Here is a 26,003-nt window from a genome sequence, read left to right on the forward strand (position 1 = left end):
ATTACTGACTTTTCGGGCATGGCGTAGCGTCCTCTTTCTAACCGACGAGTAGTCCTATGATACAAACAATAGCCGGAACTGCGCTCTGACTTGAGTAGAAAACTGTTACTGAACGGTCGGAGCGGATCCCGAGCCAGAAACAGCCTTCACGATATCGGTCAGAGCGTCTCGTGAGAGAGGGTCAATCTCTTCACGGACGCCGTCGGCAGTGTAGAAGATCGACGCCGATATCTCACGCTCAGGATACAGCTCCCGGAGCACGTGATAGTAGACACTGAGTTGTTTTCGATACTCGGCTTCCGCGTGTCGACCACGATCAGTCTTGTAATCGACCACTTCGACGCGGTCAGGCCGAACGTGGACGAGGTCGATGATCCCGGAGATCATCACGCGAGTCCCGTCGACATCGAGTGGGAGATAGGCGTCTTCCTCGACGAGCAGGTCACCTGACAGCCCGTCGAGGAACGATACGACGTGCTGTTTGTCGTCCCATCCGGGGTCGTCAGGTTCCAGTTCGACTTCCTCGCCTCGCGCGTACGCTTCCGTGAAGTCGTGGACGTCGGTGCCGAACGCCTTCCCCATACCATCATCGACGTCCTCGAAGACGTCTTCACGCATCAGTGAATGCGGTGAGTGTCCGATTGGTCCCTCTGGTGTCGGTACCGTAATCAACAACTCTGTCTGCTCGGTTTCGTCGATAGTATCTGTCTCGGGTTCGGTGTCCCACGCTTCGATCTCGACCGGGAGTTCCTCGAGGAACGTGTTCGGATCCTCCCCGGCCGAGAGTATCACGTGGCTCTCAGCGCGCGTAATCGCCACGTAGAGCAGTCGGCGCTCTTCGTCGTACTCTCGAGGGAGACACCGACGGAGGACGTCAGTCCGCCAGTCATCGTACACGTGGGGGAGGCCATCAGCATCGGCGTAGCGTTTCCGCTGTCGGAGTCCGACCGGATCCTGAAACGTGATCGTTCCACTCCCTCCCCCCGATGGCGGGAATCGCCCGCTGTTCATGTTCGCGAGTACGACGATCGGATGTTCGAGCCCCTTCGCTGCGTGAATCGTCTGGACCGTCACCGAGTTCGCACCGGCGTTCGCGTGGACGTCGTGGGTGCTCCCGGCTTCGATGCCGCGCTCGATGAACCGGACGAGGTCTCCCCGGGTCAGCGTCGTCGCGGTGTGTACTGACTGAATCGTGTGGAGGACGACGTCGGCCGTGGCACCGTCGTACCCGTATCGCGAGAAGACGCGTTCTGCCACCCCGCCGAGTGTTTCCAGTTCTGCCAGCTGCTCACGGAACGAGCGCATGTTCTCTGGATACGCTTCGGTCTCCAGGACGTGCTCGATCTCGTCGAGTGTGTAGCCTGCTTCCTCGAGGACGACCGCCCAGCCGCGGTCGGCGTCGGATTCGAGGATGCGGAGCCACGCGAGCAGGAGTTTCGCCTGAGGCGTGCGGAACAGCTCGATCCCACCCTCGTACGCCATCGGCAGTCCGTACTCCTCAGCGGTCTGCAGCAGATCGCGGCCGAACTCTCGTGTTCGCGTGAGAACAGCGACGTCTCGATACTCGGGTGTCCGGAGCGACCCGTCATCGGCCTCAACCTGGTAGGCGTCGTTGTCGACGATCTCCTGGATCTTCGCGACCACCGACTCGTGTTCCTCCGGGCTCGCGATCGCTTCGATCTGGGTGTTCTCGTGCTCGGCGTTGGTCAAGAGTGAGACGATTCGGTCGCGGACAGTCTCGACATCGACGTCGTCCCGGTTCGCCGCCGGGACGAGTAGCCCGTGCTCCGAGAAGTCGAGGATCTCCTGGGTGGAGCGATAGTTCTCGACGAGTTCGATGGTGTGAATCGGCCGGGTGTCGAAGGTGACCCGTTCGTGGTCGGCGTTCAGTTCGTCGACGAACCGATTGAGGCGGTCCTCGAAGGCAGTGATGTTCTCGACTTCGGCGTACTGGAAGCCGTAGATACTCTGCTTCCAGTCGCCGACGACACAGAGGTTGTTCGTGCCCGCGAGTAGCAGCGTCAGCTTGAACTGGATCTCGCTGGAGTCCTGGAACTCGTCGACCATCGCGTAGTCGAACGCAATGGACTCACGAAGCGCGTGGTCCTCACAGAGCAGAACGAACGCGAACAGCTGGAGGAATCCGAAGTTGAGGTAGTTCCGGCCGAGCGCGAATTCGAGGTACTCGTAGTAGACGTCGTGGACGAATGCCTCGAGTCCCTCGCGGTCAGCGTCGAACACCAACCGAGCGACAGCATCGGGAACGCTCTTCGTGCCCTGTCCGCGAATCTCGGTCTTCTCGGGGGCATCTGGCAGGTAGCATTTGTTCTTCCCATAGCTGTTGAGCTTCGAGCGAAGGCGTGACTGCTTGCTGCCGCCATTCTGTGGCTCATTTACCTCGTCGAACAGCGATTTGAACGCCTCGAAATCCCCATCGAGATACCGTTCGCCGTTCCGATACCAGCCGTCGGCTGTCGGGAACACGCCCTTCGAGGCGAGTTGTGAGATGAGACCGAGGAGTTCAGTCGGATTCGAGACGATACGGAAGTAGTCATCGTACTCGGGATGGTCGTCGCTGAACCGGTCGACGAACTCCCCGAACAGGGCTTCCTCGACGAGGTCGTTCTCGACGATGCGTGTCGAGCCCGTGATGCGGTCGTCGAGCCCGAGGTGCGTCGGAGCGTCGTAGCCGTGCTCCTGGAGGAGATCGTGACAGAGCGCGTGAAACGTCTGGATCGGCGCGTCCGCGAGATCCCGCATCCCGTACTCGCAGTGGCCGACGATCCGATCCTTCATCTCGGTTGCAGCGTTGTTCGTGAACGTCACCAGCAGCACGTCCTCGGGGGCGACGTCGTCTTCGTCGACGATGTTCGCATAGCGGCGCGTGATGGTGAACGTCTTGCCCGTTCCCGCGCCAGCGTCGACGAGGTATAAACCGTCGGTGCTGTCGATGAGGTCCTGCTGTCGTGTATTCGGTTCAGTCATGGTCGAGAAGGAGGTCGCGGTTGTCCACGCGACGGTAGTTCGGTTCACCGGCGAGCCCGTTCACAGGGAAGCGTTCTTCGCCAGCCCGTCGCTGATTCAGTTCAGTTATACGCTCGGTGACGAACGTCTCGAAGGCGTCGAGATCCTCTTCGAAGTAGTTCTGACTCCGAACTCGTGCCAGCTGGCGAAGCAGCTGTTTACAGCCCGACGAGACGTATTTGTACTCGCCGACACACTCCTGCAGTCGGGTTTGCATCGCCTGCCCGAACTCGGAGTCGATGAGTTCGTCACTGTCGCGTGTCGCCGGTAGCGGGGCCGTCTCGAACGCGGACTGGTAATCAGCGTACTCGATCTTCGAGAGCGTCTTCTGGCAGTTCTTCGCCCCGTCATCGCGAAGCGCTTCGAACGTGGCCCGTGACCGGGCGTGCTCCTCGAACGGGGTCGGGTGATACTCGATAGTGGTCAGTGTCTCGTCTAAGTCCGCCTCACCGGCGACGACGTCGTCGAGCGTCTCGAGAAAGTGGAAGAACGTGAACTGCAGGCGCTCGCCCGGACGCTCGCTACGGCGGTGAGCGAGATAGAGAAGTGCCTGGAAGTTCGGCGTATCGTTCGGCGGATCGAGCGCGGAGTTCTTGACGACGCGGGACGCCCGTTTCCGACGCCCACTCTTGTAGTCGAGGAGGTGAGTCGGGCCGTGGACGAGGTCGATCTTACCCTTCAGTCCGAGATCTTCGTTCTCGAACCAGCGCTCCGTGAACGGGGAGTCGACTTCTCTACCAAAGTGGTCCGCGAAGAAATTCTGCCCCCACCCGCTGTTCGGTGTGAGGAGGTCGTCACCCTCCGGAGTGCGTTCGTCGAGTAGCTCGACGATGGTTGCGAGTCCGATCCGGTACTTGGTACGGCGCGTTGGACGGTCGACGCGCCGTACGAACGATGCCGCCTCCTCGAGCATCACGTCCACTAGGTCTTCGATGGTCTCCTCGTCGATCAGGTCGGGATGGTTGACGTAGAACTCGGCGAAGTCGTGGAAGAGATTCCCCTCTTTGAAGTAGTCCTTATCAGGGCCGTCGACGAGCCGGCTGAAGAGGTAATCACGGGGGCTGTTGACGTACGTACTCAGACTGGACTGGCTGACGGTGTCGATCTGCGTCGTTGAGACGTCGAGTGATTCCTTCTCGAACCCGTCTCGGGTCACACCGAAGGTCCGTCCGTGAGTCACTGAGGCGAGATCGCTGAAGCGTTCGAAGTCGTCCTCGAGGAGATCCTCGAAGTAGAGACACGGCGTCGCGGGCGAGCCACCGATGGTATCCTGAACGAGATAATACTGTTCGGTGCCGTTCTGGAGGAGAAGCTGAAACTGCGTCAGGTTCCGAGTGAATTCGGCGTCACGGTCGACCCACGGGCGACGAGGTGGCGAGTGAGTCCACGTTTCGTCGAGGCCGAGATAGAATACGACGGGGCGGTCCACGTAGGCCGCGGATTTTGCGTCGGCCAGGAGAACCCCTTTATGCTCGCGGTCGACGGGGACTTCGTAGCTCTGGAGGTAGAATTCGAGCCGATCGATGCCCTGTCTGGTGACTGCGTCGGTCGCGATTCCGAGCACCTCGAGTTGTAACTCATTCGCTCCCTCGGCCAACCGTTCTGAAACTGCGCGCAACACTATCTCTGTCTGGTACAAGATTGTCACTGGCCGTCGTCTCACTCGTCGATGCCGAGATATTTGAGAATCCCGAGGAGCCCGTCGTCTCCATCGTACATCTTGGAGTGGTGTGCGGAGTCCGCGAGGAGTGCTGCTGCGACCCGAACTCGACTGCACGAGACCATCGACATGTGCACGAGGCCGCGGAAGCTTATCGAATGTTCTTCCCCCACCGACGACGATAGAACTCTCTAACCGCGACCTGTTCACGAGGCCGACCGCCTCAAGCGCCTCAGTTCGCCGTGTGAAGGTCGACTGTTGAAACACGATAAGGTGTCGTGGATCGCGCCGGAGTCCCTGTGCGGCCCTACGAACGCCCGAGAACTCACACATCCGGTGTGTCGATGTCATGTGTGATGAGGGGCTATCGCGAAGCACTCATCAGTCCCGGTCGGCGAGACCGGTCATTTCATCCCCCTTAACAATTCCCCTTCTAGACTAGACCACTAGCTTAATAACCATCCACCTCTAGAGTCTCCTCCTTCCTTACCGCCAACGATTTTTGTAGGGTAAGGCTTGGGCCTCGCTTACGCTCGACCCAAGCCATACTCCTACAAAAATCGTATTTCAGCACAGTTGTTAGTATTACTACTAGCTCAATCAGCCTAGTACTAGCTGCAAGTCTAGATACTAGTCTTCTAGAAGCTAGACTAGAGGGATTGTTAAGGGAGAGTCATCTCCCCGCCGTGACGTCGGATTTCTAACAGCGAGGCCCGGAGTGGGCCGATTCGATAATCGAGGTAGATCAAATCATGAGTGACAACACTATCAAAGCGATCGAGAACATTCTTGAACAGCAGAACAACAACCTGACCGAAGACGAGATCAACTTCATCTGCAACCGAATTCGGCTGAAGGCGCATCCATCGAAATTCAGATGGGCGGTCGTCGACGCACTAGACAAGCCCCGCGATGCATCTCGACTGAGCCTCGAGGGGATGATGATTCACTGGATGGGCGACATCGAGCTGGCAATCAAGGTGGTTATCGGGTCGGAGATCACGGGCGACTACTCCCCGCAAGATACGAACAAAGTGGAGGCGCTACGATCTGAGATTCGTTACTTCAGTAACTTCTACGACTGGCAATGGGGCGTCAACTACGATAGTGAGACAGACGAAGGGGACGACCACGGCACCGATGACTCGGGGGGCGATGACGACTCCTCAAGCGGCACAACGTCCCAACGTCGAAAGTCCGGGAATGGGAAGTACTACAGCCCTTACGACAAGAAAAAAGCAGACGTGATGCGGAGCATCTGAGACGCGGCTAGCGTTCGAAATCGTGGTGTACCTACTCAATCTGGTCAACACAGTAGGTACATGCAACGATCGACCCGTCGGGCATGAAGTACATCTCGTCTTGGGAAACGACTTCCCCGCAATTCCCGCAGGCCTCGGGGTCGCGTGGCCCGTAGATGAGCCCACCATTGAGGTCCATTTCCGCTGCGACGAGCGCCTCGAGAACCTCCTCGATCGGTAACGAGTGGACAATCTCCGTGTCCGAGCTAATGCCCTCGCAAAATGTGGAGGCATCCTCAAATCGATCAAGGCAGTCCTTCACACGTTTATCGGCGGTGTTCTGATAATGGAGTTCGGCACGGTTGATCTCCATTATTCACCACCTCGCCACCGACGATGACCTTCGTTGTGGTCGGGCAGGTCTGTCCAATAACAGCGATATCGCCGGACGGCCGTTGTCGTTACAATTTGGTCTTGGTCTCGAGGTTTCTCGCATCCAGGGTTTCGCTGTGAACATGGAGAGGGTAGCACCACGCCCACGATATTATAGCTTCAACCTTGTGCCCACACCGCCACCGCCAGACTAGGTGAATCCACTCCAGATCATCGTGGTTGGCGTCAAGCCACGTACCGAACGCGCCGTCAACGAAGCGATGGACGTCTCGTTGTTCTCAAAAGATGGTTGCTGCGAGGTGCAGTCGGTGTCAGGGGACCGATACAAAGTAGACGTCATCGGGGAGTCGTGTACTTGTTTCGACTGGCAATAGCGAAACCTGAGAGTGGCTGCAAGCATTTGCGTCGAGTGGATCATGAGATCAAGCAAGACGTATCCTCCAGTCTGATGGTCGGCTCCCCAGTCGAAGGAGTACCCATAGTAACCAACAACGACGGACTCAGTCTCCGAATCGTTGGTTAACGAGACTACGCTGAACCAAGCTCACGGTAACTCGCCAGTCTCGTCGACGAGATCCTCCTCAGTTTGCCAGCGATACAGCCGCCCCTCCCGATCAAATAGTTCGACGACACCGTACTGCATCTATCCTCTGGATCTTGCACGCTCCTTCTAACACTAGCTCGGTAGTACATCGAATCTCTGCAAGAGATAGGGCGTATATTCAACAGAAGTGAGATGGACCGGTAAGAGCCTGAACTCACAGATGTCGAGCGGTGGCTTATTATGACATATAGGTATATACGAGTAGTATGGAATTTTCACAGAATGAATTCCTTGAGCAACTCCAGGACATTGATTCCTACAAGTTTGAGCAGTTTGTCGGAGAACTTTGGGAGTTGCAAAACTGGGATACGTATGTCACAAAAGGTGCGAATGACGGCGGGGTTGATGTTATTGCCGAACAGTCAACACCGTTCCCGAAGAAACAAGTAATTCAGGTCAAGCGATACAGGCCGTCGAATTCGGTCGGAAGACCGGATATACAGCAGTATGCAAGCATCCGACAAGAACAAACTGACGTAGACACGGTAGTCGTAGTGACTACCGGTCGATTCACCGATGGTGCAAAGGAGGTGGCAAAGAGGCTCAATGTGAAACTCATCGACGGCTCTCAACTCTATAACCTTATTGACGCGCTCGATGCGTTTCAACTCGCCCAGTCATATATTGACCCGGAATCCAACCGGAACGGAACTGCCCTAACCGACGTTGAGGGCGTCACCACTAATACGCCACTGCGAAATGCGGATGCGGTGGGGAACTCTCAATCGATAACTGAGTTTGATGAGGACACGCACCCCTATGATGTCCCAAAGCTTCTCCCAAGCCTCATAATACTTCGAAGAGAGATCGCCAATAATCTCCAGGTCCTCCAGTCCAAACTCGACAGTGCTGAGGAAGCGTTCTACAAAGAGCGATACTTCGACGCAGTAGATGAGTATGAAGAAGTAAATCGACAACGAGAAGAATTGAAACAGAGCATTGTCCGGTACGATGCCGGACTTACTTATATTGATAATACCACTATCGCTCACCTAACCCCTACTGAGACGTTTACTGCAGAACTAACCCTGATTACAGAGAGAATTAATAATCATTCCCAGGAAGCTTTCCGAATTGCTGAACGAATAAAAGGTCTGGACTTACTAGTAACTGAGGTCTGTCAATATATGAATGATATTAGAGATCATATCGAAGTGGGCGACCAAATACGACGAACTGGAAAAGTTGAGGAAGGTCATTTGGAGTATGAACAAGCAAAGAATGAGCTTGAAGACCTACATGAGACATTAGAAATTTATCAGGGATTGGTTTCAGAATACGACGACGCAGTCATTGAGAATCACCGGGGGCCCCCTGAGGACTTTTCTCTTTCAGAACTTGAATCTGAGATTTCCTCCAAACTTGATTCGTTTGAGGAACACCTGAAGGTACCCAAAGCCGCTGAGGATGCAACTGGTTCATTCAGTACGGGGCTTCTCACTGGGAATAGCGGATTATTCGACAATGATTTAATTGGACATATTGATGATACTGAGAAGCTTGAATTCGTGTTCAAACTTCCGAGGAGGGGGTTCAAAATCGTTTTTTCTGATGGAACAGAAGAAACCCCCTATCACGATGCATTACAAGGTGGCTCCTGCTTCTTACTAATCACCAACCAGAGGGTTCTGCATATAGCGGGCGTGGACGATCACGATGAGAAACGAAGCATCAAATATGAACGGGTTTTGGATGTTACTGCTTCATCAGAGTCTTCCATACCTAATCTCCAGTTCAATACTGTTGATGGAGAGACATATGAATTCCTCGGAATGAGGACTTATATATCTGATCTTGAGCCTGCAGCTAGGTATATCAGAAATGAATTGAATTGTAGGGATAGTATTTAGCCCTACTCGGCCGTCCATCAATCTGTGCGTAGTTGTCGAGATGGATGAGTTGTATACCTATCTACCGACTGTTTCAACTCTCATTCATGGAATTGCCGATAGCTGATTCACCCTCTGAGTCGGCGACATGGTTTTATAAATGAGACTTGCAGAAGCACTGCAGTAAATGGAGATACACACTGAGTTAAGGGACGCGATGGCAATCGCACTTCGTCATCGACTTCATAGAGATAGCCTTTCAGAGGCAACTGCTCGACGTGCGTTCGCGTATCAACACGTTCGATACCCTGATCCGTAAGATAATCGATAGCGTCCCCTTGTGTAAGAGGTTGCCATCCTCTGTTGTGTCGAAATACTGCTTCAAGTTACCGAGCGCAGTTTCCTCATTGGAGGTGATCGGGGGTCCGGAATTGGGAATTATCTGGAGTATCGCTGTCCCGAATTTGATGATTAGGGCGGGTCTCATATTTTCATAGGACTTCTGAGCAAAAGGCTTGCTTCTGTCGCACCTAATTAACCAACAACAGTTCACGAATTTGGAGATTGTTGGTTAACATGATACTCCTTTCCTTCGATGCTGAAACCATCCTTAGGCCAATTGTGCGGGAAACTATTCCTCGAAGCAAGAACTATATCCGTAACCATGCAAATCCAGGTATGTCAGAGACACACGCCCCCGACGGCCCACCACCCTTCGAGGACGCGTTTCTCGGCGACGACGTTGAACAGCGCATCTACGGCACCATCCTCCAAACCCGTGAGCCAACGACAGCGAGTGCGATCGCCGACACCGCCAACTGTGATCCCAAGACGGCCCGGAAGTATCTGGGGTGGTTCGACGATCTGGGGATCGTCACCCGGCATGATGGCCATCCGGCCACCTACGAGCGCAACGACGCGTACTTCGAGTGGCGACGCATCAACCAGCTCGCCGCAGACCACTCCGTCGAGGACCTGCAGGAACGCGTTCGTGAGCTGACGACGCGCATCACCGACTACGAGGCGACGTACGACGCCGCGTCACCGGCCGCAGTCGACGCCGTCGCCGTGGCGGAGACGAGTGACGAGCGGACCATCGACGACGTGTACAGCGACCTCGCCGACTGGTCGACCGCCCGCGAGGAGCGCGAGCGCTACGAACGCGCCCGCCAGCAACGTGCCGGCGCCGACGGCGAACAAGCCTCCGGGTAAGACCAGCGATGGTGCCGCCAGCAGGCGATGGAGACAGCCCTGCTCCTATCGACCGTCCAATCCTCGAGTTTCTACAGACACGTCTCCAGGCCACGAACCAAGTCGAACAGGCGACCATCACAGACGCCAGCGGCCATCTCGAACTTCACGTCTCGTTCGCATCGCCGTACTATCCAGCGACCGTCAACGAGACGACCCTGACTGTCCGCTGGTACACGAACGACGACTTCAAAATCCACTATCGAGCGGTGCATCCCGAGAGCGCCTGGGAGTGCCGGTGGGACCGCCACCCGAACCCCCGTAATACGCGAGACCACTTTCATCCTCCACCGACCGCCCCGACGGCCGGCGAGGACGCCGCGTGGCCAGCCGATTATCGCGACGTAGTTGCGCTTGTCCTCGACGAGATCGAAGACTGGATTGCGGAGCTGTGGGACAAGTAAGAAGCGCCGTTGGGATCCTAGTCTTTCCAGATGAGACCGTCGATGTGTGCCTCCATCACCGTTTCATCGTTCTCATTGGTGCACACGACAGAATTCGAGAGCGAATAGCGATCGTCGCGTTCTTCGACTGTTTCGGTTGTCAATTCACACCGGATTGTGTCCCCGGTATACACTGGTTGGAGGAAGTCGAATTCCATCGTCTTCGCGATATAGCTCAGATCCCCACCGATTTTCGTCGGGAGGGTAGCGGTGAGTAACCCCTGGACGACTAAGCGGCCTGCTTCGTCAGGTTCGGTGTGGATCGCTTGCTGATCTCCTGAGACCTCACCAAATTGGTGGACATCCGCTTTCGTAAACGTCCGCTCGTAGGTGTGAACCTCGCCTTCTTCTGGTGAATATGGTCCGGGCATGAATACTCTACATTTCCTATTCCAGCAAACCAGTATAATTCTGCGGTACGGGACATCCAAAAGTCGGCTAGGTTCTAGCGAAGAACATCTGAACCAGCGCTATTGATGATCTAATTCGAGCGGTTCGATGACGTCTTCGGGGCGAATCGTTCCACCTTCGAGAATATCAGTCCGTAGCCCTCCTCGGTGAGTGAGTGCCTGCAGTACGCCGTCTTGTGTGATGCGCTGAAGGTGGGTACACGGTTCACACAGACGATCCCCTCGACAGATTGCCTCACCGACTCGGAAGCGTTGTCCAACGAGATGGTTGAGCGCGACATCACGAGTTTCGATGTTCCGACGGTGTTCTCCCGGGGCGAGTTCGATTCCCGCTTCACGTTCGATCGCTGTAACGGCCTCCTGCTCGATCAACGTGAGGTCGTACCCCTCGTGACGTTCTTCATCTGATTCCCATTCGACGAAGGTCCCTGTCTCAATCTCGCTAAAATAACGATCTCCTCGGAGCCCTCTCCCGGCGACCGCTTCAATATCGGTCTGTTCTTCCATCTCCGCTTCGGCTTTCGGTGCAATAAAGATCCGTTCGACAGTTCCACTTCCGGTCATACGTGCTATGCTGTTCGATAGAAAGATAAACGCCAGGGTGTAGGTATTGTCGGCCAGATGACTCAGCGGTATGTCCGCACGTGTCGTGGACAATACGTCTCAGACCGCAACTATCAATGTCAGTTTTCCGGCGCCGTCACACGGAGTTCATCGTCGACCTCGTAGAAGTAGCCTCGCTCGAGTAGCCGGGTGAGCGCGTAGTTCGCGTCTTCAGGTTCAAGGGTCAGTTCATCGGTTCTGAGAAGGATCTCGAGTGCTCGCTCTCGAGGGACCGACTGTACGTCTTCCTGATCGTCCGAATTGAGACTGTGCGTACAAAGGACGTCGTACGCATCAAGAATCCACTCCGACAGTGGCGGTCGTGGATCGGTGCTGTCGTTCATCTCGTCTTCGTGCCCGTCTCTTTCGTATCGAGTCGTTTAAGAATACCTCCTTGGGGGAGTAGAGCAGATTCGTGGGGGAAACTAACCGACTCAAAGAGCGCTTTCGAATGAGTGACTTTCATTCCAGTCAGCCTTGCTCTCCCTATCGATCACCCGCCCGGAACTCGTTTTTCGCGCCTGAAGGGTGAGGCGCGACCACGTGTGCCTCGAGATCACTGATGAGTACAGATCAGCCACTCCCGAGCGAATCGCATCGAGACGACCAATCCCAGACGAAGACGAGTGACCGAGATCGCAGCTACCCAGGCGACGTTGCCCGTCTTAACGGACACGAGCTCGTCGCCATCGACGAGTGGCTTCCCGGCGCCGAACCTTCTCCATACGAGATCGACCTCACAGAGGGGTCCGAATACCGCACACGCTACTGGCGCTGCAGAAAATGTGGGCAAGAACGAAACCGTCGCAACGAATTCACCAGCCCTGTGCGGATCCACAGCCACCGACTCCACTCGAGGCAGGCGGCTACTCGATCGACGAACCACGAACCCGTCGAGCACTGAGCGAGGATATGGACGTCCGCTTCGCCAGCGTGTGCCCAACCTACGAGGTCGTCAGCGAGAGCGGGAACACATACACGGTCGATGTCGAGGCGGAGACGTGCACCTGTCCGGATTGTGAACAACGCCAGCCCGCCTGTGGCTGTAAACACCTCAGACGCGTCGATCTCGAGATTCGGATTGGGATCTCCCCCGCCCCGGATGGGACGTTCAACCGGTGACTGAGAGGTGGCCAGGTCGTCCGCTCGAGATAGTTTATCGGCCCCGGGAGGGGTGCGGGGGCTCGACTGAAGGCCACCGCAGCAATCCATGCGAGCAAACAACGTAGCACCAGCGTCGCCAGACGCTGCAACGATAGGGCTCCTGAAGCGAGGGATCGCCAGATGACCAGGTGTACCGAGTGTCGAGTACCAACCTGTACGAGACGCACCCGCGATCGGGCCGGATACGCTGGCCGGTTCTGTTCGGACCGCTGTGAAGTCCGCTACGAGCATCTGCAGGCGGCCGCGCGAGACGCAGTTCGGGAGGACGCGTACTGATGCTCGAGCAAATCGACCATCGAGGCAAGCGCTTCACGATCGAAGACGACGACGTCGACGACGATCGATTCTCCGTTCGTCGTCGGCGGGCAGCTGCCCTCGAACGACAGGCCCAGCGAGAACGCCGCGAACTCGAGCGGGCGAAAGCGGTCGATGGGTTAGCCGGGGCGAAGCCCGACGTCGAGTTACTCGATCGATGACGCCAAGAAGCCTGGCCCACAGGACGTCCCTGCGTTCGACCGAACTGAGTGTCGAGATGGCGACGGCTAAACACGGTACTCAGCGCAGCCGCTCGGTGGAGGAAGATTCCTGTCTTTCGGTTTTGTTGAAATCCTTCAGCCCTAGCAACAACTGCGTGTTGAATACAGGCGCATATCACTCGAAGAGTCCGAGAAAATTCACGAAGATTCATATTTACCGTACTCAGTTAACTAATGGGATTCGGATAATCAAGACGCCAAATCTCCATCTAAGGAGGTCGGGCGTCGCCCGGATTCCAACCCATGGCCATGGGTTTAAGCTAATTGTATGAGCATCCTCTTGGTATGTCTCATAAAAGTTCCCGAATGGTTCACCAAATAAAGACAGACACAAAAATTGGAAGTCTAACCGTCGCTGATAGATGTAATAAAGATGTAAAGTTCGGTTTTATTGGACGGGGAAGACCTCAAAGGCTCTCTGTGTCATTTCATTTGAATCATCAATCAGAAGATATAAAAGCAGAAGCTGAACTCAGGATGACCCCCGAACAAACACGACAATTTGCTCGGGCTTTGATGCAAGCAGCTGATGATCTAGACGAATGTAGAAGATGAGATTGATTGCGAATAGACTGTAGTTTGCAGAACTAACTCTCTGTATTCAGCACAGCTGTTCAAGTTTATCACTCGATGATAATTCAATAATCCTGTATTTCGGGGTTTGTGTCCTCTTCTGCAGTTCTGCAGACGGGGTGACTGGTTTAACCAACAAGTCCCGAGTGAGGATCCCAAGCCGTTGGTTAAGCTCTCGAGTTCAGAGTCCTGATTCACCCTCCTCACCTGTTCCCCACGATGAGTCTGTCGGCGCCGTGAGGCGCGAGGCACGCTCGAGAGCGTGCCAGGATGTGAGTTTCCATGACTGATTCAGACATCCTCGACGACAGATCAGACGATCACGAGCGATTCGAAACCGAACTTCTCGCACAGGATCGGGATGCAGCCCGGGTATCGACAGCGGACGTCGACGAGACGACGGCGCGACACCTCGTCAGTGACCTCGTCGACGACGGTGTCGTGACGGCAGTCGCCGAACAGCGAGTGCTGGTCCACGAGCCAAGCGGCGAAGCCTTCGACTCGAATCGGCAGTTAGTCATCTTCCATCGCGGCTGGTCGGCGGCCCGTAACGCTTGCGAGTCAGCAGAATGATGCAGCAGACGCTCTCCGGGTGTACCTTCTGTGAGGCAGTACCCGGGTCTGCGGCAGGCACGGCGTACACGTGGGGGGGAAGACGAGCGAGTCACCCACTAGATCTGCGTCGACTGTGCCGTCCAGGAGCATCCCGATCTCGACGAGCGTGATCACCACGCCTGTAATAGCTGTGGGCTCGTCGTCGACACGCTCGCTGCACTCACACGATTCCGTGTCGAACTCGGGCATCTCGAAGGGCCGTTACAGCTGTGTGCTCGCTGTAGCCCCGGTGGCCCCGCGACGTACTGGACGCGTGACCTCGAGGAGCACCTCGTCACGCCGCCGGCGGAGTGACCCCAAACACTCTTTACTGCTTTGCTGTAAACTGTAATCGAGGCCAAAGCCGTGTCACGTACGTCACACCGAGCCAACGGCGACGTCATCCGCGACTTCCTCTCAGTCGCGGATCTTCTCGAGGAGCCACAGCTCGCTCAACTGTACGCGTATATCGATCACGAGGAGGAAGTGACCGTCCAGGAGGTGATGGACACTCTCGACCTCGCGCAGGGAACAGCATACACCTACGTGAACCGGTTGGTCGATGCTGGTGTCCTCGAGGCGACGACTGACGAGCAACCACGAAGATATGTCGCTCGCGACATCGACCTGACCGTCACCGCTGCCGACGGGACCCGAGAATACACGATCACGCCAGCGCTCATCGATGCCGTTGGACGCCGCACGGCCGACGATGACATCGATACATACATCGATCGGCACGGAATCGCCGGCCTCGCGACAGCACTGATCTACACCGTGGATCGAGAGCGGGGGGAGGTCACCCACCGGCTGATGGCTCGTGATCTCGATATCTCCCCGCTCGCGGCCGAGATTGTCCTCCAGGCGCTTCGGCCCATTGTCCACGAGCACTTCGATATCGGAGAGGACGTACGTCACGGTACCGAAGAGGAGAGCAATGAATGAGTATCGTAACAAAAGAACGGACACAAGTGACGCAGCGCTTAGTTTATCGGTGTTCCATGGAGGGGACTGATGGAACTCAGTGACGACACGCTCACGGTTTCACGGGAACTTTCAGAACTCGACAAAGACGTACTCGCGTTCACACGGATCCTCGACGCCTGCGGGGTTGACTACGTCATCGTCAGTGGGTACGTCGCGATCCTTACTGGGCGATCGAGATCGACAGAGGATATCGACGTCATTCTGGAGTCGCTGTCCAAAACGGAGACCGAGCAGTTGGTCGCTGAACTCAAAGATAGGGGATACTGGGGGATGGCGATGCCGCTCGATGAGATGTATTCGATGTTGAACGAAGGCAGCCGAATCCGGATTGCCGAGGACGGAGAGATGTATCCGAACTTCGAGACGTGGTTCGTCTCGAACGACGTTGAGCGCGAGGCCCTCTCGAATCCTCTCACGGTTACGTTCGACGAGGGGCAGATCGAGATCAGTCCGCTCGAACTCCAAATTGCATACAAACTCCGGCTCGCGCAAGCTGCAGACAGCCTCACCGGGAAGGATTTCGAAGATGCACTTCACCTGTACTTGACTTTCGAGGAACGATTTAACACGGAGCAACTCGAAACGTACGTCAAAGAGCTTGGAGTGGAAGACTACTATGCTGAACTCACAGGAGTTTGAGGACGATCAACGCCGGAATACGGAGCAACGCCGTGCGATGATCAAGCGCTGGGCCGAGTACGTTCGGACGCACGACGATCGTGAGTGGTCACGCCAGCAGAATCGGCTTATCGACTCCCAGCTCCAGTCAGCCAATGAGATGGCTGCTGCTGGCGACACGGATCCCGTTCGGTTTGCAGCCGCTCGAGACCGGTTGCGCGATCGGTGATGTCCGACACTACTCATTCGGAGTCAGTCGACGACGAAGTCCACCAGCTGTACGAGCGCTATCAGGTGGCCGAGAGCGACGAGGAACGCCACCAGATCGCCCTCGAGATGGGGAAGCTCGACGGACGCCGCCACGCCGAGATCTACGCGGCACTCGAGGACGAGTGATTCGAATAATCTCGATCAGGTCGTCAAAAGGGGCGTGAGGAGACATCCGTGCGGGTGTACGGGTTGGAGTCTAAAGTCCTCGATACATATCTGTGGGTCTTCAGAATCCAGTGACATCTCGTAGGCGTTACTCATAGACTCCTGTACTCCCTGCCGTCAGACCGTTGTCGAAAGACGCTCAATGCGATCATTAGTTTCTTTGACAGCGTCTTTCTCTTTGAGACGGTTCACAATCTCCTGTAGTTCAGCTGTTGAGTACTCGAGTTCCTCATGAAAGCCCTCGGCCGCTCGGCATCCCGCAACCCACGCTGCGCGCCTCATTCTTGCGGTGCTTACGGGGTCGGGGGACGACCGAGCCGGCCTCGCCCTTTCTGAGTCCACCAGGACGGTGATTGGTTCGCTGAGTGATGAAGCCGATCGACCAGTGGTACAGAACGGCCCGCCCCGCTCGCCGCGTGCCGCCCTCCGCGTCGCTCGCGACCGAACATTCCGGGCTGCCTGCCTGCGGTAGCGGGCGGGCTGCCGGGCTAAAATGAATCTGGTCTCGACGCCAGCATTAAGCGCGTTTTCGGTTGCGCCCCTCGCGGGCTTTCGCGTTCCAGCGCTTTGGGCCGTTCCGCGCGGCGAGTCACCCTACGACTCGCCGTGCTCACGACCGTCGCCCTGGACACGGACCCGCCGTCCGGGCCGGACACGAGAAACGGCTTACAGCTGGCCGCTCGCTCCGGACGGGCCGGCGCGCGGTGCTGGTTGGGTGGCCTCCCTTGGCCCGCTCTCGCTCGCGCCCCAGGGGACGCTCGCGAAGGCGCGAGCGAGAGCGCGCAGATGGTTCTGTCGGTCGGTGTCGTCGGAAAAACGCGATATAGCAGCATCGCGGTGGCGGCGCGTGAGCGCCTTCGTCGGAAATCACCTGTGAGTGATTCCAATGTCAAGTAAGAACGTTACCAGTAATGTAGTTTCGGTCGATGAACAGGCATTCGAAAAAGCGGACGAAACGAAGGTCGATGAGGACGGCTTCGAGGTCGTCGACGAGACGCCGAAATTCCAGGTGACGGTGCAGATGGAGGTGCAGGCGAAGGTCGATGCCAACCACCCGGACGGGATGGTCGACACCAGTGACGAACGGATTCGAGGTGTGACCCTCGAACAGGAAGAGCGCATTCAGGCGCGGGAAGCCGAACTGGAGCGCATCAGTGCCCAAGCCAATCTTGGAACGCAGGACGGTCGCGAGCAGCGCACGCGAGACATTGCGGCGAAGCGGAGCGCTGAGCGGCGTGCTGCGTTCCAGAAGCGGGCGGCGAGCGTAGATCCGCTGGCAGATCCGGAGCGAGAGGATCCCCGTGCAGAGCTCACCCAGGAGCAGCTGGCGGCGGTGAACAGACAGTCGATACGGCTGGCCGAGAAGCTGGACGGCTGGTCTCGAGCGGCGATCGGGCGGCGGTTGGCCGAGGCCGTCGTCGGTGGGAACGACCTGATGAGCGCAGTCGTCAGCGTGTTCGAGGAGCTGGAGACGGCGCCGGGACAGGTGGTCCCAATCGGGAAACTCGAGGAGGTCGGTCGCAAAGAGGTGAGTATCGAAGGGACGGTGACGCAGCTGTGGGAGCCATCGAGTGCAGCCATTTCCCAGGTGGGTCTCATCGAAGACGAGAGCGGGCGTACGAAGCTGACGTCGTGGGTTGCGAGCGACCAACCCTGGATCGAAGAAGGCGAGCGCGTTCGCATCCACGGCGCGGCGAAGAACTGGTACAACGGGCGCGTCTCCGTGGCCCTGACCGGGTGGAGCACCGTGCATTTCCCAGAGCGCGGTCGGTGGTGGGAGTAACCGGTCGCAACAGCTCTTTTTTGCTACGTGCCGGACCGACCCAGACCCCACCACCCTACCCTCCGCTCCGTGCTCGCTCCCGCTGGTCGCTGCGCGTGCAGCCACGACCATTGTTACACAGGTCAAGAACTCGCGGAGGCCCCTGTCGAAAGGTCGACGAGAGGGAGTTTTTCCGCGCCTGAAGCGGTGAGGCGTTGACCTTTCGTCGGTGTCCTGATCTTCGATGGAATCAGAGAAACGATTGTATATCTGTGAGATCTGTGGAGCCGACTTCAAAACACCAGGAGCAAAGGGCGGTCACAAACGAGCGCATCAGCTCAAGATCAGCCGCGAAGAATTACTAGCTGAACTCCGACGGTTGGCGAATGTCTCAGGGCGGGCACCGACAATGAAGATGATGGACGAACAGGGTGCGTATTCTGCGGCTTGTATAAGGCAACGGTTCGGTACGTGGGGAGATGCACTACAAGAAATTGGATTATCACCGAACATCAGATACGACATTCCGTCATCGGAAGTCAAAGAGGACATCAGAACAATCGCAACAAAACTTGGACGTCCACCGACATCGCCAGAGTACCGTGAACGAGGGGATTTCTCCGTTAGCCTTGCGCAAAATTTGTTTGGGAGTTGGAATGAGGCACTAGCAGCTGCTGGGTTTGAGCCGCAGTGCGAACATCGAATCCCCGACGATGGTCCCCTCGATGAAATCCGGACGCTCGTCGAGGCACTGGGGAAGGTCCCAACAGCGACCGATATGGATGAGTACGGTCGTTTTTCTTGTCGGTGCTATTTTGATCGATGGGACGGCTGGCAGGCCGCAGTTCGATCTGTTGGCCACGAGCCAGTTGGTCGTCCATCAGGACCTGCCAACGGCAACTGGAAAGCGGACTCAAAGGATGAGCGACGATACTACGGGCCGAACTGGAAGGCACAGCGGGCGAAGGCGCTTGAGCGAGACAGCTACGTATGTCAAACGCCGGGGTGTGACTGGTCACATACTGCCCATCGGGGGGCGTTCGGGAGGGGACTGCACGGTCACCATATCCAGCCGCTCAGTTCATTCGAGGACAGGGACGACGATGTGGACTTCGAGCGGGCCAATCGGCTTGAGAATCTCGTGACGGTGTGCGTTCAGCATCATCGCCTGTGGGAACGAGCTGCCCCACTTAGACCAGATACAAACCGATCGCCTCGGGACTAAAATGAGTAAATCAGTTCCGGCGTTCGCGAGGGGCCTACTGGTGAACGTCGGTGGTTCAACATCACCATGGGAAATGGGTTTTTCTGCCCCTCGAGGAGTGGAGGGCATAGCGATAGCGTGTCCTCAACGAAGTATGTCCAAGGAAACTACTCTTACAACCCGTGAGCGACTCCGAATCCACCTTTAAGAGGCGAAACGAGCGACCACCTCTCCCGTCGTCGAGGCACAGTTGACGGCCGCATTGGACGTCTGGGACGACCTGCCGCTAACGCCGTTACAGGAGTGCCCGATCTGTGGGAAAGTCGGATTGTCAGAGCAGATTCAACAACACAAATGTGAGTCGACGTCATGAAAACAGTGCTATCTATGCCCATACAAATCACTGACCGATAGCTGAGGGCATATTTTTGCTAAGTGAGGATGAATAGTGATGAAGTGACCTCAAGTATTCAAATCGAGTATTATCCTGGTTCTGAGGAGATACCAAGAATCGCTAAAGATGTAGCGGATATTTTCAGACAATATGAATCGAACCTCTCGACAATAGAGTTGTCACAGGAGGACCGGCCAAAGAGTAATGAGGTACTTGAGATGGTCCGGCCGGGATTGGAAAAACTGGGCTTTCAGGTAGAAGGAGGAGAACAGGGCAGAATCTATCGAGCAATTCTCAAAGGTAAACATGGAGAGCCGAAGAAAGCTGCCGAAGTCGATGGTTTTCATAAAGGAAAGAGGTGCGTCTTGGAAGTTGAGGGGGAAGAGGAGGAGAATCTAATGCAGTCTATCGAAATCTGGTTCGAACGATGGCCATGGAGGATATCAACTGTCTCATCATCGCTGTACTAAATGAGTACAAGCACGGCAACAACCGGACTGCATATCACTTCAATCGTGCCGAGATATCCATTAAAGCGCTGGCTGAATCATCACAAATGGATCTTCCATTCGGAGTGACTCTTATTGGATATTGAACCTCTTGTTATCCTTCGGAATGCATCTGTTCCAGGAGTTCGAGTCTCTCCCAGATGAGACGTAATCTGGCCAGCCGGTGTGGGAGTGCCAGGGATGTCAGTTGCCTCGTCACGGACCAACTCCTCGCTGAGATACTCAGCAGAACAATACCTTAACCAACAAGGAACGTAGATGCCAAATTTGTTGGTTAAGTCTGATGCAGGACTTGGCGGAGGACATCAGCGCACCTGTTTCATTTCTCTGGACCAGGAGTCGGCGAGGACGCACGTGACGTGCTCCAAAAATAGAGGGAGAGACGACAGCTACGCGTACAGATTCTCCCGACGGCCTACATCCTGGACGCAAATCACGCCGGACCGATCATCGATCACGGCAAACACACGGAGATGACCGACGCGAAACCGACCATCTACCTGGCCCGGTAACGGCTTGAAATCCCATTGCCGCGGATGCCGGAACTCAGACGTTGCGATCTCTACCAGCTTGTTCCGAAGGTATTCCTGTTCTCGCTGTTCCAGTGCCTGTACTGCTGCGGTCGCGGATCGGGTAAAATCCAGTGTGTACGTCATGGTGTGGTCGGTGGCGATGTATCTCTGCTTCCGGTGCAATCACGTTCAGCTGGCCGCAAACCTAGCTAGAGGATCTTCGACAGTTCCCGCGTAGCCAGGTTCTTGGCATCGTGCCAGTGCGTTCCCACCGTCCACTTTTGGCAGGTGGATTCGTCCGGCATTCGCCAGTGATACAGGCGCGTGCACGAGGGACAATCCGGGCGATCAAGTTCAACCACGGCAACCCATCGATCTGTATCCTTCCGCACCTCGAGATATCGGGTGACCGTGTACCGAGGATGAACCGGTGTCGGCGGCGGGTTGGTCTGTCCTGCACCGCGCTCAAACCGAGCGACGGCCCGTCGTTCCTCCTGCCAGTACTCGGGACGAATCCGCCACGAGTGAACGTTCCGCCACTGGGAATCATGGGAGTCACAGGTTCGCCGAACGAGCCTGACCCGACGTGCGTACGTGTCCGGATCATGATCGTGGACGACGCCTTCCCACCATGTCCCGGTGTTTTTGATCGTGACGTTCTCGATGTCTGTGCAGCCGTTTTTGGGTGATGGAGTTGTGGACATGTCTCCATTTCACCAATGGTTGGTAACACAGTTAAGACTCCGTAAACCCACGATAGAACGCCTGAACCGCAAATGCACAGAAGCTATTTGAAAGAATATAAATTGAATGTGTTCTGTTGAGGGTCCCAATCGTCCGCGCGTTTCGCAGCTGGCGCGCGCGTACGCGGGCGACTCGCGCGCCAATTGGAGGGGTACCAAAGAGGGGGTGTCCGGAGATATATCACTATTCTGATCACCCCTCGAAATCAAGCCGGATTTTGTACTTAAACGGAAGAATCTCGGCTATGTCGTCGTTTTAATCGATTCTCCGTTCTCCCGGAAAAAGGTTGTCTACGTCCTGACCTTCTCAGTCCCCATCAGCGGCTTAAAAAATAGTAGTACCGCTGTTCCATGATCGGCCACGGTTCATAGCCAGTCACCCCACTCAGTCTGCCCGTCGACGTCCGGCCGCTCTCGCCAATGATCGATCGGAATCTGCTCCCCTGTCTCGATTTGTTCTGGTTGATACTGCTCGAGACGGCCGTCCTCCTCACTCAACCACGCCATTTGCTCGCCTCTCCCCTGAAAATCGTATTCTTTGAACGAAAACCGGGTATCCCACGGAAACGGGTCAAACATATCGTTCTCGAGGAATGAACCAAGATCCTCGAAGAGCAGGTGGAGAAAGGCGAGATCCTTCAGACTACCCCTCACAGACTATATTGCCGTTCTCAGGCATCTCAGAGTATGCCATCCATATTCTGGAAATATAATAGGAGGAAAATATTATGGCGTTTGCGAGCCTGAATCTTGAATAGCAGCTGATTCAATAGTCAATGGGGTGTCAAAGCGGGATGAGCGAAGATGAGCTAAAGGAAGTACCACCCCCAGGGGCAGAATTTGAAGTTACAGTCAGTTATTTGAACAGGGTGATGGATGGGGTGGCGTGTATCGACAATCGTACGATAAATCTTGGGCCGATGGTGGAAAGCGCGGAAGGTGAGACTATCCGGGCAAAAATGATTGATGATACCTTTGCTAAATGTCTAGATCTGGAATATCGGAGGACTCCAGCAAAATATCCGCCTTCCGTGGATCCAATGTACGTCCCAAGTCCCGGAGGGCATTTTTCTGATATAATTGACAAGGTCAGCAATAGTGGGAAGGGGAGTATTCAGGTAGGAAGACATCGAATCAATATTGGACCTGTCAAAGATGAGTTCGTCGGAGAAGAAGTGACAGTAATGATGGTTGATCATCAGCGTGGTGTGTGTATATCAGAGGAAGCGAGAGATGATGGTTACGAGGACTGGCTTGCAGACGTTAGAGATGCTGATCAGAGTGTTCTTGCTGAATTGAAGGACGAAGATGAGGAGATGGCTCCGGAATCTGATTCTCGAATCACACAACGAAAGTTAGAGGGTCAAGAGACTGAGGCTTCCGACCAAGATACAGAGTCCGTTCCCAGTAATTCGCCTGAGTTGAAGGAGTTGCGGAAGAAGGCTGAGGAGGCTGCAGACGAGGATCCTGTGAGGGATACGTCGATGACAGTCGGATCACGGTATAGTCGGGCGCCAGCCATCAAGGTATACGCGAAAGCCCGGGCGGCTGGCGACTGTGAGTATTGCGGTGAACCGGCTCCGTTCGAAACACCTGACGGAGAACCGTATCTTGAGGTCCACCATGTGGATGAACTTGGTGAGGGTGGCTCCGATCATCCTGATAAAGTGATAGCGGTCTGTCCGACTTGTCACAAGGAAATCCATCACAGCAACCACGGAGAGAAAATGAATCAAGATATCAGGAAAATGCTTGAAGACAGCTTATCCGATGTCGGTATTGACCACTGAGATCTGTGTGGAACTTCACCAAATTTCATGTTGATACTGGGACTACGTACCGTATCCGGTCGCTAAGATCACGCATCAACCACAGTCCAGGTTTTACATTTCTTCATCGCTCTCCCGTAGAAACAGTGTGATCATTCCTTAATAGAGCGAAGGCGGTCCCTCCGTGAGCTCCGCCAGCACAGCCCTTACAGAGGTTACGCAACAAATTCTTGCCCGAAACTTTTCCCGAGTAACACACCCACCGCACACATTGCCACTGCAGCTGGAACAGCGGTAGTGTCCAAACTTGTTGCCACAGGAGACGCATCGTGCTATTACCATACGACTCCGTTCGAGACTGGTCGAACGAAGTCCACGATTTGGGCGCGATCCAGACAAACGATGGTCCGTGAGGGTGAGCGAGTACGATTCAGGGCGGCGGCGAAGAGCTGGTACAATGGACGATGTTCGATTGCGCTGACTCACTGGTCGGAAATCGTGTTCCCAGAGCACGAACCCTGGTGGGAGTAGGCCAGTAGCGGACTCTTTGTTGCTGGTGCCCGATCACCTACTACCCACCCCACCTCCACGTTTCGAGCTGCTCACAGCCATAGGCCGTTACGCTGCCGGGCTTTCGCTGGTTCGTTCTCTAGCAGGAAACCCGATTCCGTGTCTCTAACCACGAAGTGAGTGAATTATTAGTTGTTTTTCTCACTATAGCGTTCCAGTGCTAACTTGATCGACGCCGGTCGCTTGTTCACGTTGTCGTCACTTACACGCATCAGTCCCTGCGGGTAGTACCCGGCTGTGTAGTTGAAAAGCGCATTTACTTTCTCTCGAGGAATAGCTATTGACTCGAAATCCGCCAATGTATAGACTAGGTTTGATTCGCCACCTCGCCAAAATGTGGTGCTAGCCCAGCCCTCTTCATCCTCGAATTTGGATTCAACCCATGCTGTACCCACATAGTTCCCTTCCTGGTAGAATAGTACGAGATCTCCGCTTTGCATTTTCTCGAAGTTTCCTTCATTTCGTGCTCCTGTACGCGCTCCCCAGAACCGTACCTCTTCCATCCCGTTCAATGCTTCTGGGTGATCTGGATACTCGTTGAGATCGACGGTGGACTTTACAGTGTCGTCGAAGTTCGGCGAGTCACACGGTGCTAAAAACACGTTTGTCATACGAACAAACTGACAATCAATCTAAAATGCTATAAACCAAACGCTCTCTGAGCACTCTCCAACTCAATACAAGACAGAAATAACTGAAGGGTCTTATTCTCTCTACCGTTCTCTGAACACTTGCGACACGGTTTGGTTTTTAGGACCCGCTGACGGGCAGCGGTCTTCTCCCGCACTTCGGCGACACCGATGGTATCGAACCGCCGTTCACAAACTAGAGGACCCGCTTTGTGACCGTCTCGAATCACCCAAGAAAGGCCACGAGGACGCTCGCAAGTTCGGCGTTGTGATCGACGTCCGCTCGGAACCCGATTAATTTACCTACAACGAAACCCGCCGGCGCGTCCTCTCTCGGACTCCGGCCGACTGTCGGGGTTGTCGCAACGACTTACACTCTCGTCAAGACGTCCTAGGACGCCGCCTGTGTCCTGAACCGCCACCTCTCACCGGAGGACTCCCGACGCAACGCCCGTCCCGACGGGTTCCGGACAGCGTTCACGAATCTTAAAGCCGACGCCACGGACGCTTACGAACACGACATACTGGGGGAACCGATCTCTTCATTACATCGACAAGAAAAGACTGAAACAGGTCCAACCTTCCCAGACAAGCCTGAGGGACACCACTACCACCACCACCTTGGACCATTCTCTCACCCTTCCGAACTCACGGCTCAAGACCAACGAAGTCCTGGTGATCAACCGCAACACCAGAGCGGAGTACATCACGCCCGCGAGCGCTGACGTCAACGCGCCCTACGTTTCCGAACCGATCGACGATACATCGATCGGCATATACTTCGAGTTCCACACTGTCTGCCATGTCATGGCACGGAAACAGATCGCTCCAGACGGGCTCATCGACGCCTCGAGCATCGGCTACAGTCACGGCATCGTCGTAGACGGCACCCTCTTTATGTCCGGGCAAGTCGGTTGGAACGAGGAATTCGAACTCGCGGGGGAAGATATTACGAGCCAGACGCTCGAGGCCTTCGAGAACGTCGAGATACTCCTCGAAGACATCGATCGATCGTTGACTGACGTGACGAAAGTGACCGCACACGTCGTCGAGCTACAAACGAACCGGGACGCGTTCTTCGAAGTGTGGAACGACGTATTCGCCGATCCACCGTATCCGTGTCTCACGCTCCTCGGACCACAGCAGCTCGCGCAGGACGGGTTACTCGTCGAACTCGAGGTCGAAGTTCCGGTTGAGGACTAAATTAGAGATAGTTACTCGCTTTTGAAGTCGAGAGCTGATGTCGATGCGGCTGGCCGAAAAGCAGGATGGCTAGTCGCGAGCGGCGATCAGCCGGCGGCTGGCCGAGGCCGTCGTCGGTGGGAACGACCTGATGAGTGCAGTCGGTGGTGGGAAAAGCCGGGGCGACGCCCCTTTTTTGCTGACGTGTAGCGGTCACCGCCACCTCCCACCACCTCCACGGTCCGGGCTGCTCACGGCCAATGGCCGTTGTGCTGCCGGGCTTTCGCCACCCCATAGGTCCATGCTACCGCCGTATCGTGTGGTGTTTGTTCGCCCCAGAGTGGCTGAGGGGCGTCCCGAGCAA

The 26,003-nt window shown here is 55.7% G+C and carries 23 protein-coding genes and 6 pseudogenes; 20 read left to right on the forward strand and 9 right to left on the reverse strand.

What is annotated here, in order from left to right:
• Positions 1-105 precede the first annotated feature (105 nt).
• The 3 genes and pseudogenes from ACFQS4_RS01545 to ACFQS4_RS01555 form a co-directional block, all read right to left on the reverse strand.
• Positions 106-2,985 (reverse strand): UvrD-helicase domain-containing protein, encoded by a 2,880-nt coding sequence (locus ACFQS4_RS01545; RefSeq protein ID WP_497903334.1) that lies wholly within the window; start codon positions 2,983-2,985, stop codon positions 106-108.
• Positions 2,978-4,597, reverse strand: a pseudogene (locus ACFQS4_RS01550) (PD-(D/E)XK nuclease family protein); the annotation flags it as partial. The pseudogene ACFQS4_RS01550 and the gene ACFQS4_RS01545, both read right to left, overlap by 8 nt.
• 86 nt (positions 4,598-4,683) lie before the next feature.
• Positions 4,684-4,809 carry a hypothetical protein gene (locus ACFQS4_RS01555; protein WP_497903335.1) on the reverse strand — a complete coding sequence of 42 codons (126 nt, stop codon included), beginning with the start codon at positions 4,807-4,809 and terminating at the stop codon, positions 4,684-4,686.
• A gap of 627 nt (positions 4,810-5,436) precedes the next feature.
• Here ACFQS4_RS01555 and ACFQS4_RS01560 point away from each other — a divergent pair.
• On the forward strand, positions 5,437-5,946 hold the full coding sequence (locus ACFQS4_RS01560; RefSeq protein ID WP_497903336.1) for a hypothetical protein: 510 nt from the start codon (positions 5,437-5,439) through the stop codon (positions 5,944-5,946).
• A gap of 31 nt (positions 5,947-5,977) precedes the next feature.
• On the opposite strand, the gene ACFQS4_RS01565 is transcribed toward ACFQS4_RS01560, so the two are convergent.
• Positions 5,978-6,298 (reverse strand): hypothetical protein, encoded by a 321-nt coding sequence (locus ACFQS4_RS01565; RefSeq protein WP_497903337.1) that lies wholly within the window; start codon positions 6,296-6,298, stop codon positions 5,978-5,980.
• Between the two features lie 244 nt (positions 6,299-6,542).
• Between ACFQS4_RS01565 and ACFQS4_RS01570 the strand changes: the two are divergent.
• The 4 genes and pseudogenes from ACFQS4_RS01570 to ACFQS4_RS01585 form a co-directional block, all read left to right on the forward strand.
• Positions 6,543-6,855 (forward strand): annotated as a pseudogene (locus ACFQS4_RS01570) (hypothetical protein); the annotation flags it as partial.
• Positions 6,856-7,128: 273 nt separating this feature from the next.
• Positions 7,129-8,772 (forward strand): restriction endonuclease, encoded by a 1,644-nt coding sequence (locus tag ACFQS4_RS01575; protein ID WP_497903338.1) that lies wholly within the window; start codon positions 7,129-7,131, stop codon positions 8,770-8,772.
• Positions 8,773-9,429: 657 nt separating this feature from the next.
• A complete protein-coding gene (locus ACFQS4_RS01580; RefSeq protein ID WP_497903339.1) occupies positions 9,430-9,963 on the forward strand; it encodes a DUF7342 family protein in 534 nt (177 codons plus the stop codon).
• Positions 9,964-9,971: 8 nt separating this feature from the next.
• A complete protein-coding gene (locus ACFQS4_RS01585; protein WP_497903340.1) occupies positions 9,972-10,406 on the forward strand; it encodes a toxin-antitoxin system TumE family protein in 435 nt (144 codons plus the stop codon).
• Between the two features lie 17 nt (positions 10,407-10,423).
• Here ACFQS4_RS01585 and ACFQS4_RS01590 read toward each other — a convergent pair whose 3' ends face one another.
• The 3 genes from ACFQS4_RS01590 to ACFQS4_RS01600 form a co-directional block, all read right to left on the reverse strand.
• Entirely contained in the window at positions 10,424-10,816 is a 393-nt protein-coding gene (locus ACFQS4_RS01590) for a MaoC/PaaZ C-terminal domain-containing protein (RefSeq protein ID WP_497903341.1), read from the reverse strand.
• Between the two features lie 99 nt (positions 10,817-10,915).
• Positions 10,916-11,419 carry an MOSC domain-containing protein gene (locus tag ACFQS4_RS01595; protein WP_497903355.1) on the reverse strand — a complete coding sequence of 168 codons (504 nt, stop codon included), beginning with the start codon at positions 11,417-11,419 and terminating at the stop codon, positions 10,916-10,918.
• A gap of 119 nt (positions 11,420-11,538) precedes the next feature.
• Complete coding sequence (locus ACFQS4_RS01600; protein ID WP_497903342.1) at positions 11,539-11,802, reverse strand: hypothetical protein; 264 nt, start codon at positions 11,800-11,802, stop codon at positions 11,539-11,541.
• Between the two features lie 218 nt (positions 11,803-12,020).
• Between ACFQS4_RS01600 and ACFQS4_RS01605 the strand changes: the two are divergent.
• The 11 genes and pseudogenes from ACFQS4_RS01605 to ACFQS4_RS01655 all read left to right on the forward strand — a co-directional run bounded on the left by ACFQS4_RS01605 (position 12,021) and on the right by ACFQS4_RS01655 (position 20,195).
• A pseudogene (locus ACFQS4_RS01605) lies at positions 12,021-12,580 on the forward strand (hypothetical protein).
• Positions 12,581-12,897: 317 nt separating this feature from the next.
• Positions 12,898-13,098, forward strand: coding sequence for a hypothetical protein (locus tag ACFQS4_RS01610; RefSeq protein ID WP_497903343.1), 201 nt, complete (start codon positions 12,898-12,900; stop codon positions 13,096-13,098).
• A 915-nt stretch (positions 13,099-14,013) separates the two neighbouring features.
• On the forward strand, positions 14,014-14,304 hold the full coding sequence (locus ACFQS4_RS01615; protein ID WP_497903344.1) for a DUF8069 family protein: 291 nt from the start codon (positions 14,014-14,016) through the stop codon (positions 14,302-14,304).
• Positions 14,304-14,640, forward strand: a pseudogene (locus ACFQS4_RS01620) (DUF7558 family protein). The gene ACFQS4_RS01615 and the pseudogene ACFQS4_RS01620 overlap by 1 nt, the downstream one beginning before the upstream one ends.
• Positions 14,641-14,691: 51 nt before the next feature.
• On the forward strand, positions 14,692-15,270 hold the full coding sequence (locus ACFQS4_RS01625) for a DUF7437 domain-containing protein (protein WP_497903345.1): 579 nt from the start codon (positions 14,692-14,694) through the stop codon (positions 15,268-15,270).
• Between the two features lie 69 nt (positions 15,271-15,339).
• On the forward strand, positions 15,340-15,951 hold the full coding sequence (locus tag ACFQS4_RS01630; RefSeq protein ID WP_497903346.1) for a hypothetical protein: 612 nt from the start codon (positions 15,340-15,342) through the stop codon (positions 15,949-15,951).
• Positions 15,929-16,159 (forward strand): DUF8150 family protein, encoded by a 231-nt coding sequence (locus ACFQS4_RS01635; protein ID WP_497903347.1) that lies wholly within the window; start codon positions 15,929-15,931, stop codon positions 16,157-16,159. The genes ACFQS4_RS01630 and ACFQS4_RS01635 overlap by 23 nt, the downstream gene beginning before the upstream one ends.
• Entirely contained in the window at positions 16,159-16,326 is a 168-nt protein-coding gene (locus ACFQS4_RS01640) for a hypothetical protein (RefSeq protein ID WP_497903348.1), read from the forward strand. Before ACFQS4_RS01635 ends, ACFQS4_RS01640 begins: the two co-directional genes overlap by 1 nt.
• Before the next feature lie 925 nt (positions 16,327-17,251).
• Positions 17,252-18,148, forward strand: coding sequence for a DNA-binding protein (locus tag ACFQS4_RS01645; protein ID WP_497903349.1), 897 nt, complete (start codon positions 17,252-17,254; stop codon positions 18,146-18,148).
• Positions 18,149-18,371: 223 nt separating this feature from the next.
• Positions 18,372-19,352, forward strand: coding sequence for a homing endonuclease associated repeat-containing protein (locus ACFQS4_RS01650; RefSeq protein WP_497903350.1), 981 nt, complete (start codon positions 18,372-18,374; stop codon positions 19,350-19,352).
• A gap of 435 nt (positions 19,353-19,787) precedes the next feature.
• Positions 19,788-20,195 (forward strand): hypothetical protein, encoded by a 408-nt coding sequence (locus tag ACFQS4_RS01655; RefSeq protein WP_497903351.1) that lies wholly within the window; start codon positions 19,788-19,790, stop codon positions 20,193-20,195.
• 1,660 nt (positions 20,196-21,855) lie between these two features.
• Here the strand turns inward: ACFQS4_RS01655 and ACFQS4_RS01660 are convergent.
• Positions 21,856-22,143: a hypothetical protein gene (locus tag ACFQS4_RS01660; protein ID WP_500191932.1), complete on the reverse strand. Its 288-nt coding sequence runs from the start codon at positions 22,141-22,143 to the stop codon at positions 21,856-21,858.
• A 140-nt stretch (positions 22,144-22,283) separates the two neighbouring features.
• Here ACFQS4_RS01660 and ACFQS4_RS01665 point away from each other — a divergent pair, with 140 nt between their 5' ends.
• Together ACFQS4_RS01665 and ACFQS4_RS01670 are read left to right on the forward strand one after the other, a co-directional pair.
• Entirely contained in the window at positions 22,284-23,279 is a 996-nt protein-coding gene (locus ACFQS4_RS01665; protein WP_497903209.1) for an HNH endonuclease, read from the forward strand.
• A 333-nt stretch (positions 23,280-23,612) separates the two neighbouring features.
• Positions 23,613-23,789 (forward strand): annotated as a pseudogene (locus ACFQS4_RS01670) (DNA-binding protein); the annotation flags it as partial.
• A 167-nt stretch (positions 23,790-23,956) separates the two neighbouring features.
• Here the strand turns inward: ACFQS4_RS01670 and ACFQS4_RS01675 are convergent.
• Positions 23,957-24,439, reverse strand: a complete 483-nt coding sequence (locus ACFQS4_RS01675) for a hypothetical protein (RefSeq protein ID WP_497903210.1) — start codon at positions 24,437-24,439, stop codon at positions 23,957-23,959.
• A 693-nt stretch (positions 24,440-25,132) separates the two neighbouring features.
• On the opposite strand from ACFQS4_RS01675, the gene ACFQS4_RS01680 reads away from it, so the two are divergent.
• Both ACFQS4_RS01680 and ACFQS4_RS01685 read left to right on the forward strand, forming a co-directional pair.
• On the forward strand, positions 25,133-25,660 hold the full coding sequence (locus ACFQS4_RS01680) for a RidA family protein (RefSeq protein ID WP_497903211.1): 528 nt from the start codon (positions 25,133-25,135) through the stop codon (positions 25,658-25,660).
• A gap of 40 nt (positions 25,661-25,700) precedes the next feature.
• Positions 25,701-25,808, forward strand: a pseudogene (locus ACFQS4_RS01685) (DNA-binding protein); the annotation flags it as partial.
• Positions 25,809-26,003 lie beyond the last annotated feature (195 nt).

This window comes from Saliphagus sp. GCM10025317 (assembly GCF_042663665.1).
Taxonomy (GTDB): domain Archaea; phylum Halobacteriota; class Halobacteria; order Halobacteriales; family Natrialbaceae; genus Natronosalvus.

Coding starts and splice junctions, on each gene's coding strand:
- ACFQS4_RS01630 (WP_497903346.1), top strand. CDS start 15,340: ATGGAACTCAGTGACGACACGCTCACGGTTTCACGGGAACTTTCAGAA.
- ACFQS4_RS01590 (WP_497903341.1), bottom strand. CDS start 10,816: ATGCCCGGACCATATTCACCAGAAGAAGGCGAGGTTCACACCTACGAG.
- ACFQS4_RS01635 (WP_497903347.1), top strand. CDS start 15,929: ATGCTGAACTCACAGGAGTTTGAGGACGATCAACGCCGGAATACGGAG.
- ACFQS4_RS01665 (WP_497903209.1), top strand. CDS start 22,284: ATGAGCGAAGATGAGCTAAAGGAAGTACCACCCCCAGGGGCAGAATTT.
- ACFQS4_RS01645 (WP_497903349.1), top strand. CDS start 17,252: ATGTCAAGTAAGAACGTTACCAGTAATGTAGTTTCGGTCGATGAACAG.
- ACFQS4_RS01545 (WP_497903334.1), bottom strand. CDS start 2,985: ATGACTGAACCGAATACACGACAGCAGGACCTCATCGACAGCACCGAC.
- ACFQS4_RS01675 (WP_497903210.1), bottom strand. CDS start 24,439: ATGACAAACGTGTTTTTAGCACCGTGTGACTCGCCGAACTTCGACGAC.
- ACFQS4_RS01560 (WP_497903336.1), top strand. CDS start 5,437: ATGAGTGACAACACTATCAAAGCGATCGAGAACATTCTTGAACAGCAG.
- ACFQS4_RS01640 (WP_497903348.1), top strand. CDS start 16,159: ATGTCCGACACTACTCATTCGGAGTCAGTCGACGACGAAGTCCACCAG.
- ACFQS4_RS01610 (WP_497903343.1), top strand. CDS start 12,898: ATGCTCGAGCAAATCGACCATCGAGGCAAGCGCTTCACGATCGAAGAC.
- ACFQS4_RS01650 (WP_497903350.1), top strand. CDS start 18,372: ATGGAATCAGAGAAACGATTGTATATCTGTGAGATCTGTGGAGCCGAC.
- ACFQS4_RS01580 (WP_497903339.1), top strand. CDS start 9,430: ATGTCAGAGACACACGCCCCCGACGGCCCACCACCCTTCGAGGACGCG.
- ACFQS4_RS01565 (WP_497903337.1), bottom strand. CDS start 6,298: ATGGAGATCAACCGTGCCGAACTCCATTATCAGAACACCGCCGATAAA.
- ACFQS4_RS01575 (WP_497903338.1), top strand. CDS start 7,129: ATGGAATTTTCACAGAATGAATTCCTTGAGCAACTCCAGGACATTGAT.
- ACFQS4_RS01615 (WP_497903344.1), top strand. CDS start 14,014: ATGACTGATTCAGACATCCTCGACGACAGATCAGACGATCACGAGCGA.
- ACFQS4_RS01555 (WP_497903335.1), bottom strand. CDS start 4,809: ATGGTCTCGTGCAGTCGAGTTCGGGTCGCAGCAGCACTCCTCGCGGAC.
- ACFQS4_RS01595 (WP_497903355.1), bottom strand. CDS start 11,419: ATGACCGGAAGTGGAACTGTCGAACGGATCTTTATTGCACCGAAAGCC.
- ACFQS4_RS01600 (WP_497903342.1), bottom strand. CDS start 11,802: ATGAACGACAGCACCGATCCACGACCGCCACTGTCGGAGTGGATTCTT.
- ACFQS4_RS01585 (WP_497903340.1), top strand. CDS start 9,972: ATGGTGCCGCCAGCAGGCGATGGAGACAGCCCTGCTCCTATCGACCGT.